The 12,005-nt window shown below is 60.8% G+C and carries 8 protein-coding genes (1 of these 8 only partly in view); 1 reads left to right on the forward strand and 7 read right to left on the reverse strand.

From position 1 onward, the window contains the following. The 7 genes from ACYZTW_RS21975 to ACYZTW_RS22005 form a co-directional block, all read right to left on the reverse strand. Positions 1 to 696: the start of a fatty acid--CoA ligase gene (locus ACYZTW_RS21975; protein WP_462001783.1), read on the reverse strand. Its footprint begins 948 nt before the window's first position; the window shows 696 of its 1,644 coding nt (coding positions 1-696); the start codon lies at positions 694 to 696; the stop codon falls past the left edge of the window. 24 nt (positions 697 to 720) lie between these two features. Further along, positions 721 to 2,499 carry an acyl-CoA dehydrogenase C-terminal domain-containing protein gene (locus ACYZTW_RS21980; RefSeq protein ID WP_462001784.1) on the reverse strand — a complete coding sequence of 593 codons (1,779 nt, stop codon included), beginning with the start codon at positions 2,497 to 2,499 and terminating at the stop codon, positions 721 to 723. Between the two features lie 7 nt (positions 2,500 to 2,506). After that, positions 2,507 to 5,026 carry an efflux RND transporter permease subunit gene (locus tag ACYZTW_RS21985; protein ID WP_462001785.1) on the reverse strand — a complete coding sequence of 840 codons (2,520 nt, stop codon included), beginning with the start codon at positions 5,024 to 5,026 and terminating at the stop codon, positions 2,507 to 2,509. Positions 5,027 to 5,057: 31 nt separating this feature from the next. After that, positions 5,058 to 6,131, reverse strand: coding sequence for a WD40/YVTN/BNR-like repeat-containing protein (locus tag ACYZTW_RS21990; RefSeq protein ID WP_462001786.1), 1,074 nt, complete (start codon positions 6,129 to 6,131; stop codon positions 5,058 to 5,060). 150 nt (positions 6,132 to 6,281) lie between these two features. Beyond that, positions 6,282 to 7,640, reverse strand: a complete 1,359-nt coding sequence (locus ACYZTW_RS21995; RefSeq protein WP_462001787.1) for a DUF1329 domain-containing protein — start codon at positions 7,638 to 7,640, stop codon at positions 6,282 to 6,284. Between the two features lie 41 nt (positions 7,641 to 7,681). Then, complete coding sequence (locus tag ACYZTW_RS22000) at positions 7,682 to 9,685, reverse strand: DUF1302 domain-containing protein (RefSeq protein ID WP_462001788.1); 2,004 nt, start codon at positions 9,683 to 9,685, stop codon at positions 7,682 to 7,684. Between the two features lie 127 nt (positions 9,686 to 9,812). Continuing rightward, the gene (locus tag ACYZTW_RS22005; RefSeq protein WP_462001789.1) at positions 9,813 to 10,379 is read right to left on the reverse strand and encodes an RBBP9/YdeN family alpha/beta hydrolase; all 567 of its coding nucleotides are present in this window, start codon (positions 10,377 to 10,379) and stop codon (positions 9,813 to 9,815) included. A gap of 356 nt (positions 10,380 to 10,735) precedes the next feature. Between ACYZTW_RS22005 and ACYZTW_RS22010 the strand changes: the two genes are divergently transcribed. Beyond that, the gene (locus ACYZTW_RS22010; protein ID WP_462001790.1) at positions 10,736 to 11,788 is read left to right on the forward strand and encodes an AraC family transcriptional regulator; all 1,053 of its coding nucleotides are present in this window, start codon (positions 10,736 to 10,738) and stop codon (positions 11,786 to 11,788) included. Positions 11,789 to 12,005: the final 217 nt, after the last annotated feature.

A 12,005-nucleotide genomic window follows, 5' to 3' on the forward strand; every position in this document is an offset into this window, starting at 1 on the left:
CATGTAGACATCATCGGAGCGCAGCAGCGGCAACCCCTGATAGACGCCCAAAGTGCCCACGGCATTCAAGGTGTGCAAGACCAATTGGCGGTGGGTGAAATACACGCCTTTGGGGGCTCCCGTGGTGCCCGTGGTGTAGAAAAGGGTCGCGACGGAGTTTTCATCGAAGTCGGGAAAGTCGTATTGGTCGGGCGACCCGGACAACAGGTTTTCATATTCCCCCAGCACTGGTAGCGACGTGTGAGTTGCTGTGCCGTCCGTTAGCTGCAGGTAACCTTTGACGGTTTTGAGCTGCCCCTGAATCTGTTCAACCAGAGGCAGAAAATCGTCATGCACCAGGACCAGGTCGTCCTCGGCATGGTTCATGGTGAAGAGCACCTGATCCGGCGAAAGACGGATGTTCACGGTGTGCAGCACCGCGCCGATCATCGGTACGGCAAAGAAACATTCCAGGTAGCGATGGCTGTCCCAGTCGAGCAGGGCCACGGTGTCCCCGGCCTTGACGCCGGCAGCGGTCAAGGCGTTGGCCAGCCTGCGGATCCGCTGGTTGAGGGTCTGGTAGCTGTAGCGCAGTTTGTCGGCATACACGATTTCCCGGCCCGGCTCGTAGCGCACGCCGGACAACAACAATTGCTTGATCAGCAAGGGATAGGCATAGGCGCCGTCGGCGGGCGGAATTATTTTTGTCGCCATCATGGTTGGGAGTCCTTGTTCTTTCGATCAGAAGTGCGCTGCGTCCAGCTCGTAGAGGGATTCGCTGCCGGCCTTGGCCGAAGCACTCAACGAGTGGATGCGCGGCAGCAGGCGGGCGAAGTAGAAGCGCGCGGTGCCCAGCTTGCTGACGTAGAAGTCATCCTCGGCCTGTTTGCCCATGGCCGCTTTGGCCATCAGTGCCCACATGTAGGCATAGGAGGTGTAGCCGAATACCTGCAGGTACTCGACCGAGGCGGCGCCGATTTCGTTGGGATTGTTCGTGGCCCGATCCAGCAACCACGCGGTCAATTCGTCGAGGGTGTCCACGGCTGCGTTTAATGGTTTGCAGAACTCGCCGAGGTCAGCCCCGGCATTGGCGGTGAAGTGGCGAATTTCGGCGGCGAATAAACGGTAGAGCGCCCCGCCGCTTCCAACGATTTTACGCCCGGCCAGGTCCAGTGACTGGATACCGTTGGTACCTTCGTAAATCTGGGTAATACGCACATCCCGAACCAATTGCTCCTGGCCCCATTCGCGGATATAGCCATGGCCGCCGAAGATCTGCTGGCCATGCACCGTGGTTTCCAGCCCCATGTCGGTGAGGAACGCTTTGGCCACTGGGGTCAGCAGCGACACCCGTTCCTGGGCGCGGGTGCGGGTTGCCGCGTCATCGCTGTACTTGGCGGTGTCCAGTTGCAGGGCCACGTAGCTGGAGAACGCCCGCCCGCCTTCGTTCAAGGCCTTCATGGTCAACAGCATCCGCCGCACATCCGGGTGAACGATGATCGGATCGGCGGCTTTGTCCTTGTTCTGCGCGCCCGTCGGCGAACGGCTTTGCAGACGGTCACGGGCGTATTCGACGGCGTTCTGGTACGAACGCTCGCCCAACGCCAGGCCTTGGATACCCACGCCCAAACGTTCGTAGTTCATCATGGTGAACATTGCAGCCAGGCCCTTGTTTGGCGCATCGATGATCCAGCCGGTCGCCCCGTCAAAGTTCATCACGCACGTAGCGGAGGCCTTGATGCCCATTTTGTGTTCGATGGAACCGCAGGACAGCGAGTTGCGCTCGCCCAGCGAGCCATCGGCATTGACCAGCACCTTGGGCACCAGAAACAGGGAAATACCTTTGGGACCGGCAGGCGCATCCGGTGACCGCGCCAGTACCAAGTGAATGATGTTTTCGGTCAGGTCGTGCTCGCCGCCGGTGATGAAGATCTTGCTGCCGCTGATCTTGAAACTGCCGTCGGCCTGAGGTTCGGCACGGGTGCGAATCAGGCCCAGGTCTGTGCCGGCATGCACCTCGGTCAGGCACATTGAACCGGTCCAGGTGCCGGCGTACATGTTCGGCAGATAGCGTTCCTTGAGTTCCTGACTGGCGTGGGCATTGATCGACAGGCACGCGCCGGCGGTCAGCATCGGGTACAGGCCGAACGACAGACTGGCCGAGTTGACCATCTCCTCGACCTGAGCCGAAATGGCTTTGGGCATACCCATGCCACCGAACTGCGGATCACCGCCAACACCCACCCAACCGCCGTCGGCGAATGCCTGGTAGGCCGCGACAAAACCGTCCGGCGCCTGGACCGCGCCGTTGCTCCAGGTGCAGCCCTGCTCGTCGCTGCTGCGGTTCAGCGGTGCGATAACTTCGCCACTGATTTTGCCGGCCTCTTCAAGAATTGCGGCGGCCGTTTCTTCATCGATCACCTCGGCCAGGCCAGGCAATTGGGCCCATAGCCGGGACACCTCGAAGACTTCATTGAGTACGAAGCGCATATCGCGCAAAGGAGCTTTGTAATCAGACATGGTTGGCTTACTCGGAAGTGGTCAGGGCATGCGACACGCCCTGGCGTTGAGAGATTTCAGTGTTAGCGGTCTGCGCATCAGGACCCGGCTGAAGCGCCCGTTCGCGTAGCAGGAAATAAGACAGGGCAGGAATCAGCACCAGCGCGCCGAGCATGTTCCACAGGAACATGAAGGTCAGCAGGATGCCCATGTCGGCCTGGAACTTGATCGGCGACCAGACCCAGCACACCACGCCAGCCGCCAGGGTGATGCCCACCAGGCCCACTACCCGGCCGGTAAACGACACGGCGTTGCGGTAAGCCTGAGACAGCGGCAGGCCCTGGCGCTGGTAATGCAACTGCACGCTGAGCAGGTACAACGCGTAATCCACGCCGATTCCCACGCCCAATGCGATCACCGGCAGGGTCGCGACCTTCACGCCAATGCCCATGACCACCATCAACGCTTCGCAGAGGATCGAAGTCAGCACCAGTGGCAAGAGGGCGACCAAGGTCGCGCGCCAACTGCGGAAGGTGATCAGGCAGAACAACGTCACTGCCGCGTAGACGTACAACAGCATGGTGCGATTGGCCTCGCGCACCACAATGTTGGTCGCCGCCTCAATCCCGGCCGACCCGGCCGCCAGCAGAAACTGTCGATCTTCGCTGTTGTTGTCCCGGGCGAATTTTTCGGCGATACCCACCACGGCATCCAGGGTCTCGGCCTTGTGGTCCTTGAGGAAGGTGATCACCGGCATCAGCGAACAATCGGTGTTGAACAACTCCGGGGAGTTGACCGAGGCTTGCTGCGCGGCGTAGTTCAGCACGTCCTGATTGCGCTGGATGCTGTTGAGCTTGGGGTTGCCTTCATAGGTGCCGGCGGTGATTTGGCGCACCGCGTTGACCAACGAAGCCGTCGCCTGTACGTCTGGGTACTGCTGCAGCTCCCAGGCCAGACGGTCGGCGAGAATCAACGTCTTGTAGTTCAGACAGCCTTCCGGTGCGGTCTTGATCATCACCGCGAACAGGTCGCTGGACAGCGCGTAGTGGCTGGTGATGTAGGCGTTGTCACGGTTGTAGCGCGAGTCGGCACGCAACTCCGGTGCGCCACTTTCAAGGTCGCCGATCTTCAGTTGCAGGCTGATCATGAAGCCGCCGATGCCCATCAGCACCGCGACCAATACCGCCCCCGTGGCCCATTTGGCCGTGGTGAAGCGGTCGAGCAAGTCCCACAGTTTGCCGAAGCCTTTGTGCCCTTCTGCGCGCGTGTCGATTTTCAGCGCACGCTCGGCAGCCCTGGCGCCGACGCCGACATAAGACAACGCCACCGGCATCAGCAATAGCGAGGTGAAAATCAGCACCGCCACACCGATACTGGCGGTGATGGCCAGGTCTCGGATCACCGGAATATCGATCAGCATCAGCACCGCGAATCCGACGGCGTCGGCCAGCAGCGCCGTGACGCCGGCAATGAACAGACGGCGGAAGGTGTAGCGTGCGGCGATCAGCTTGTGGGTGCCACGGGCGATGTCCTGCATGATGCCGTTCATCTTCTGCGCTGCGTGGGACACCCCGATGGCGAAAATCAGAAAAGGCACCAGCACCGAGTACGGGTCGATGGCATAGCCGAGCCAAGCGACGATGCCGAGTTGCCAGACCACCGCGATCAGCGAGCAGCCGACCACCAGCAAGGTGCTGCGAACGCATCGGGTGTAGGCATAAATGATGATCAGCGAAGTGACGACGGCCAGGCCGAAGAACATCATCACCTGAATCAGCCCGTCGATCAGGTCGCCCATCAGCTTGGCGAAACCGATCACCCGGACTTTGTACTGACCCTTGCCCTCCTCCCCGGCCTTGCGTGCAGCGCTGTCGCCGGCGAACTCGATCTTGTCGCGCAACTGCTCTTCGAGCATCTGCGAAAAGGCGTGGTAGTCGATGCGTTGACCGCTGGCCGTGGCCTTGTCCAGCAGCGGCACGATCAGCATGCTCGATTTGTAGTCGCTGGCCACCAGACTGCCGACGATACCGGCGCGGGAAATGTTCTGGCGCAGCTGTTCTATTTGCTCAGGCCTGCCCTCATAGGTATCGGGCATCACCGGACCACCCTGAAAACCTTCCTCGGTCACTTCAGTCCAGCGCACCGCCGGACTCCACAACGACTTCATCCAGGCGCGGTCGACGCCTTCGGTGAGGAACAACCGGTCGTTCACCTGTTTGAGCACGTCCAGGTAACCGGGGTCGAAGATATCGCCCTGAGTGTTCTCCACCACCACCCGCACCGAGTTGCCCAAACCGCGCAGCGACTGGCGGTTTTCCAGGAAGTTCTGGATGTACGGCTGACTCTGCGGAATCATTTTCTCGAAGCTTGGACGCAGCTCCAGGCGAGTCGCGGCCATGTAGCCCAGCACCACGGTGGCCAGCGCCATCAGCAGCATGAACAGCGGACGGTAGTTGAACACCAGCCGTTCCAGTCGATTGCCGGATTGGCGGTCGAAGTCACGCAGATCGCGGATCACCGGCATGGTTTCTTGTTTGATATTGCCCATGTCTGGGTTCTCGCTCTAAGGGTTCGAGGACTTATTCAACGGACAGCGTCCGTGCACCACGGCTGCCAACCACCACCAGCGCACCGTCGGCGGCGCGCGTGACGCCCGTCACCGGGACCGGCTCGACGTGCTGCACCCAGTGCATTTGCGCACCGGCGCCCTGGCTCACCAGCATCTGCCCGCCCTGAGTGAACAAGCGGTAATCACCCTGCGCATCGACGATGCCGGCGGTGATGCTGACGTGCAGGCCACTTTTCTGTGGAGTCCAGCTGAAACCGCCATCGGTGCTGCGCAGCACATTGCCGCGCAAGCCGTAGACGAGCACTTCCCCAGGCTTGCCGAGGACACCGAAAAAACTGCCCTGATAAGGTGTCTGCACGGCGGCGAACCGCTGTTGGGCGTCATCCCATTTCAGCAACAACCCCTGCTCGCCAGCGATGTACAGCGCATCGCCGGTGGAGGCGATGGCGTTGAGGTGAAAGCCCTGCGGGTTGTCGGTGCGGTCCTGGAACGGTGTCCAGCTCTGGCCGCCATCCTCGGTGCGCAGGATCAGGTTAAACACCCCGACCACATAGCCGAGGTGGTCGTTGGCGAACCAGACATCGAGCAAGGGTTTGTCGGCGCCCTGCGCCACCAGGCGCTCACCTTCGGCGACCAGCAATGGCCATTGTTCGTTGCCGGGTTCTGCACGGGCCAACGCGCTGTAATGCTTGACCAGCAAGGCACCGATCTCGCGGCCGTCCAGTTGCTTGCGCCAGGTCGCACCCGCATCGTTGCTGTGCAACACCACGCCATCGCCGCCCACCGCCCAGCCCTGGGCGGCGGAAGGAAAACTCACGGCATTGAGGTCGGCACTGACCGGCACAGCGGCCTGCTGCCAGTGTTTGCCGACGTCATCGGAAAACAGAATGTGGCCACGCTGCCCGACTGCAACCAGACGGTCGCCGGCGCGGGCCATGCCAGATAACGGGCTGTTGACGGCCAAGGCGCTGACCCTGGCCGGCAGATCCAGCACGTCGACATAACCGGACGCCTGGCTTGCGCCCTGCAACAGTGCAAGCACGGCGCCGAGCGCCAGCTGCAGGTAATTTTTGTATGCACACATACCGCGTCCTCTTCGGATAACCGCGCCGGGACACACGTCCGTGTGCCTGACGTTCAAACCTGGCGCCCGCAACGATCGGCATGCGCCAACCGTCGTGCGGTCCCCTGCCTTGCAGACAGGGGACCGAACGGACGCTTTGTCACGGTTTGCTTAACGAATCCCGCTGCCTGCCAGGGACTCCGACGACCATTGCGCCTTGGAAAGCGGATCGATGTACTTGATGCCGCCGTAAGGCCCGACCACGCCATTGATGTTGTAAGAACCACCGACCAGGTCGTAGATCATGAACGGCGTGGAATCCGGAATCTGCTTGTCGTAGCTCTGGCTGAGGAACGCGAAGGAACCGCGATAGAGCTGACCACGGGCGTCGTATTGGTCAGAGGCCAAAGCGGTCCAGCTGTCTTCATCGAGGTAGAAGCGGCGCTTCTGATAGATGTGTCGGGCGCCGGCCTTGAGGTTGCCCTCCACCACCCAGACGCGGTGTTTTTCCCAACGCACGTAATCGGGAGCCAGGTGATTGGCGGTGGTCAGCGACTTGGGGTCCTGGGCGTAGGTCAGCTTGTAGGTGTTGTAGGGCACGATCATTTCCTGCTTGCCCACCAACTTCCAGTCGTAGCGGTCCAGTGCACCGTTGAACACGAAAACATCGTCGTAGGTGCCCGCGCCGGCGGTGCCGGGGTTAGGCGTGTCGTAAGCCAGGTTCGGTGCCAGCTTGACCCGACGCTGGCCAGGCAGGTATTGCCAGGCGCGGCGCGGCTGTTGCAACGGGTTGGCGGCGTCCTTGAGCATCACCGCTTCACCGGCCCGGCGTGCGGGGCCGGTGTAAGACAGCTTCATCTGGTAGTACACGTCGGCACTGCTGATCGGCTGCGTCAGGTTTTCGTAGATCGGATAGGAGATGAACGCCTGCCCGGTGGTTGCCAGACTCGGCACGCCAGCGGAGTCGACGTTCCAGGAGTCGTACTTGGAATTGATGCTCACGCCTTGATAGCGAAGCAGGAAGTTCCACATTGCTTCGTTGCCCGACTGTGGGATCGGGAACGGCACACCCGGCAGCACGTTATCGATAGCCAAACCGCCTTCGAGGGACTTGGCACCGCTGGCATTCTTCACGCCGTTATCGAGGATGGCTTTGGGCAGCGAAACGGTGCGGTGGGTCGGGTAGACATTGACGTGGAAGCTTGGGAAACGTTTGGCCAGTTCCGCCGTGGTCGCACTGAGCAAGCCCTTGTACTGATCGACGTTTTTGCCGTCGATCACCAGCAACGGTTTTTCGTTGACGAAGGGATCCGGACGCATGCTGTCACCGGATTTGAAACTGGCCGGCGGCGTGGTCAGGCCACCATCATAAGCGGGGATGGAACCATCAGCGTTCCCGGCCTTTTCGGCGCCCACCAGGGTCAGGCTGCTGCCCAACTTGGCAGCGTCCTGAGTTGAAACAGCGGCCTGTGCCTGGGCAGCAAGGACCATGGCCAGCGAAGCGGCCAACACGGTTTTTGCGAATTTCATCTTGTTATTCTCCTGCTTGCATTGAGCAAATCAGTGGTGAATCAAAAAGTGGTTTTCATCGTCAGGTAAACGGCGCCACGGTCCTCAGTCGTTGCACCACCACCGGAAAAGGCTGAGTAGCCACCGGCGTAACAGGCGTAGTTTTCGTTACCGCTAAAGGCGTTCGGCGCAGCGCCGTCACCTCCGGTCGGGCCGGTACTCACACCACTGACATCGCACTTGTCGGTCTTGCCGAAAGAGTCCACGTACTTCAGGTCGACAAAGTATTTGTTGTACACAACGGCCCCCACGCCCACGGCATAGTTGCCGGTGTCCTTGGCGCCGCCACCGGACACTGGCGACACGCCGGCAAGGCCCACGTTGACGGAGATCGGTGCATTGAGATCGACCCCCGGGAATACCTGGTACCAGGTCGGCGTGAAGTTGACCGCGATGCCCCAGTTGTCCCGGGTCGGCTGGTCGATGCCGCGGTAGGTGCTCTTGCCCTTGTAGAGCGCCTCGTTCTTGCTATCGAGCTTGAGCAGGTTGCTGTAATACAGCTCGCCAAGCAGGGTTGCCGAATCGAACACAGGCGTTTTAGCAATGGTCATCAGACCGTTGAGCGTCCAGTGCAAGGTGTCGCCGGTGGCGGCCATGCTGTCGCCCTTTTCCGGCGTGTCATAAACCACACCGGTGGCAGCCGTACGCGCCGGCAACAGGCCAAGACCCGCGCCCAGGCCCAACGGACTGTTAGTGCTGACAATCGCCGGAATACTGGCCAGCGGCATGTTGTGTCGAATGTTCAGATCCGAACCCACACTCACACCGCCCACATCCTTGGACAGGCTCAGGCCAACGATCTTGATGTTGTCGGCATAGGCCATTTGATAGGTGGCCGTGCTCAGCGAGTTGAGCGTATTGATCACCGCAGGCACTTGCCCTGCCGGCCGGGTGCCGTTGGGGTTGGCCGAACTCAGGCCTCTGGCATCCAGCCAGGCTTGCGGCAGGATTTCCGAGGTTTCGCGGTAGTAAACGCCGAGGGTGCCATCCAGCCAGGCCGGCGACCACTTGGCCATAATCCCCCAGTCTCCGCGCTTGTCCGGCGTCAGGTCGTGACCGCGACGCACATTGGTCAAGCCGTTGCACGGCGCGAGGCCACACCCCAGCGGGCTGCCCGGCACCACGCCATTGGTGTTGCCCAACAGGAAAGATTGCGCACCGAAGCCGACCAGATCGGAACCGCCATAGTAAGTACCTGCTTCCGGCAGGCGGGCGGCGTCCCAATCGAGAAAATACTGGGCACCCACGGTCAGTTCGGGATTAACCGTGAATGACATCGACAGCTGGTTACGCGGAACGAACAGTTCCTTGGCTTCGGTACCGGGTGAGGCGGCCAGCTTGGCCAGGTCCAGGCCGGATTGGCCGTAACTGATCGAGTGCACCGGGTTGAGAAGGGTCTCGCCCCAGAACACGTTGTGCTGACCGGCCTTGACGCTCAGCAGCGACTCCTCGCCCACTTCGGTGCTGTAGAACACGAAGGCATCGAGGATTTCGCCGGACGGACCGGTGTAGTAACGCTGGGCATAGTTGCTCAGGTGCGGGCTGCCGTTACCGACGTTGTCACCGGTGACCGCCGCCAGACGTGGGTCGTTGGCGACCAGCCCTGACCTTGCGTCGTTGCCGTTGACGAACGGGTTGGAATTGGAACCGGTGTTCTCGTAGGCCTTGTCGTACCAACTGGCGGCGCTGACACGAAAACCCATGTGGTTCTGGTAGACCACATCCATCTCGGTCAACAGGTCAACACGGTTGGTAATATTGGTCCCGGCCTTGCGGAAGTTGTAGTCGCCGTCGTTGTTGTTCGGCGTTGCCAGCATGCGTTTGTCAGCGCTTTCGGTGCGTACGCCGTAGTTGTACTTCACGGTGTTATCAAGGCGCACGGTCCAGTCCGGGTTACCTGTGTCGAGTTCGACCGCCTGCGCGACCGGCACGGCTGCGGCCAGAATGGCCGAGGCCAACAAGGTGTAACGCGAGGGTGCGAACCCGTGACTCTTATTGTTATGCATTGCGTTGTCTCCGCCTTTTTGTATTTGTTTTAAGCGCAGCTGCCCTCGCGCAACCCCTTGTTCCAGGGGTTTACGTTTTCAGGAGTGAGGGCAAATGCCGGATGGCGCGGGCCAACCGGCGCCTGAACTAGCGATCCAGCTCGAGGATGAGTGCTTCGGCGTGTGGCCAGCGCCCATACCCGGCAGCAGGATTGAGATGACCGACTTCGCCGAGATTGAGCAGCTCGCTGCCCCAGCCTTCGGCCATGCGCGTGGCGGCCTCCAGGCTGGCGAGGTGGTCGTTGGTACTGGCGGCCACCAGACTGCGGAACGGCAACCGGCCTTTGGGTAGGGGGTCCCAACCATGGGTGCACAGGGTTTCAGCGGATGGGTAGCCTTGCGGCCATTGGGCATCAAGGTCCGGTGGAGCGGCCAGCAGCGCGCCTTTGATCGGCCGACTGTGCCGCGCAGCCCAGTGCGCAACCATCAACACACCGGCGCTGTGAGCGACCAGAATCACCGGCCCGTCGATCTGCGCAAGTGTGTGCTGAATCGCTTCGACCCGCTTGCTGCAATCGAGCTTGTCGGTTTCAAGCGGCGGCACACTGCGCACCTTGCACAACCTGGCTTCAAGCAACGTTTGCCAATGTTCGGCAACGTGCTCGCGCAGACCCGGTACGATCAGAACGGTTGCGGCAGTTTGCAGTTTGTCCACGTCAACACCTTCGCTTTCTCGATGACTCGACTGGCTCTATTCGCCAGGGGCTTTTTGTAGGACTGACATTAAAGAGCGCCCACCCAAGGCGCTTTTCATTGGACGTCAGGCACTTTTCTTTTCATGACAAGTTTCCAGGTGTTGGCGCGCAGCGACCATTGGTCGAAAATCCCCGCAGGTTCTCTGCGGCTCACTGTAATCACTGGGTGAGCGTCGATTGCTCCACGACAACGGTGGTGATTCTGGACAGCATTGGGCGAGCGCCCTCGACAACGTCACAACTGTTCAATTGCTGATGTGCTGGATATAGTCGCCACGCTTATTCGAATCGCAACCGGCCCAGGAAAGACCTTCGCATGCCCAAGCTTGTTCGCGCCGCCGTCTTGACCAACTACCTGGAGGTCACTCAGTACCTGGGGTTCAACCCGCGCGATGTACTGGCCGGCGTCGGCTTGAGCAAAGCCAAGCTGCAAGCCCCTGAACACCGCATCCCCATCGACGCCGCCGTGCGTCTGCTGGAGGACTCAGCCGTCGCCAGCGGCTGCCAGAGCTTCGGCCTGAGCATGGCCGAGTCGCGTCAGCTCTCTGACTTCGGCGTGGTCAGTCTGCTGCTCAGCCACCAGCGTACGCTGCGTGATGCGTTACAAGTGTTGGTGCATTACCGTCATCTGATGAACGATTCGCTGGCCCTCTTCATTGAGGAGGCTGGCAAGATGGTGATCATTCGCGAGGAGGTGGTCACTGAATCGCCGATGCCCTGCCGACAAGCCAATGAACTGGCCATCGGCGTGATGTTCCGCCTGTGCGCCGCCCTGCTCGGAACCCACTGGCATCCCTACAGCGTTAACTTCACACACCAGCCCCCGGACAATCTGCAACTGCATCGCCGCCTGTTCGGTTGCAAGCTGGAATTCGGCAGCGAGTTCAATGGCATTGTCTGTCCCAATGCCAGCCTCGACATGACCAACCCCCATGCCGACCCGGCCATGGCGCGCTACGCACAGAGTTACCTCGACTCGCTGCTGAACCACGAAGGCCCTTCGATGTTGTTCGAGGTGCGCAAAGCCATCTACCTGTTGTTGCCGATGGGACGCGCCACCATCGAGCAAATCGCCCAGACCCAGGGCATGAACGTTCGGACGCTGCAACGCCGTCTCAAAGACGACGGCTGCGCCTTCAACGACCTGATCAACGACGTGCGCCGCGACCTGGTGTTGCGCTATCTGGAAAACCCGAATTACTCGTTGGGTCGGATCGCTGACATGCTCGGCTACTCCATGGCGAGCTCCTTCACACGCTGGTTCATCACCCAGTTCGGTATGCCGCCGGCGGCTTGGCGCAGCGCGCAAAAGCACACCGTCAAACCACCGCCGGACCTGACCATCCTGCCCGGCTCCAGCGAGCCCTGAACCAAACGCAACAGACGCAGGGCATGCAAAAAAAAAAGCGGCGACTGCTGGTACCGTCGCCGCAAAAGAACCGGTGTTTATGACACCGGCCGAGGAGTCAACGCAGTGCGCCCCTTCGTAGCAGCTGTCGAGCCTGCGAGGCTGCGTTCGGCTGCGAAGCAGTCGTAAAACCAGAACCTGCGGTGCATCAGACAAACCGCGTCAGCCGGATTCACGA

Source organism: Pseudomonas sp. LB3P25 (genome assembly GCF_054897985.1).

What these genes read in the sequence shown, in the direction of transcription:
- ACYZTW_RS21980 (WP_462001784.1), bottom strand. Translation starts at nt 2,499, where the DNA reads ATGTCTGATTACAAAGCTCCTTTGCGCGATATGCGCTTCGTACTCAAT.
- ACYZTW_RS22000 (WP_462001788.1), bottom strand. Translation starts at nt 9,685, where the DNA reads ATGCATAACAATAAGAGTCACGGGTTCGCACCCTCGCGTTACACCTTG.
- ACYZTW_RS21995 (WP_462001787.1), bottom strand. Translation starts at nt 7,640, where the DNA reads ATGAAATTCGCAAAAACCGTGTTGGCCGCTTCGCTGGCCATGGTCCTT.
- ACYZTW_RS21985 (WP_462001785.1), bottom strand. Translation starts at nt 5,026, where the DNA reads ATGGGCAATATCAAACAAGAAACCATGCCGGTGATCCGCGATCTGCGT.
- ACYZTW_RS22010 (WP_462001790.1), top strand. Translation starts at nt 10,736, where the DNA reads ATGCCCAAGCTTGTTCGCGCCGCCGTCTTGACCAACTACCTGGAGGTC.
- ACYZTW_RS21990 (WP_462001786.1), bottom strand. Translation starts at nt 6,131, where the DNA reads ATGTGTGCATACAAAAATTACCTGCAGCTGGCGCTCGGCGCCGTGCTT.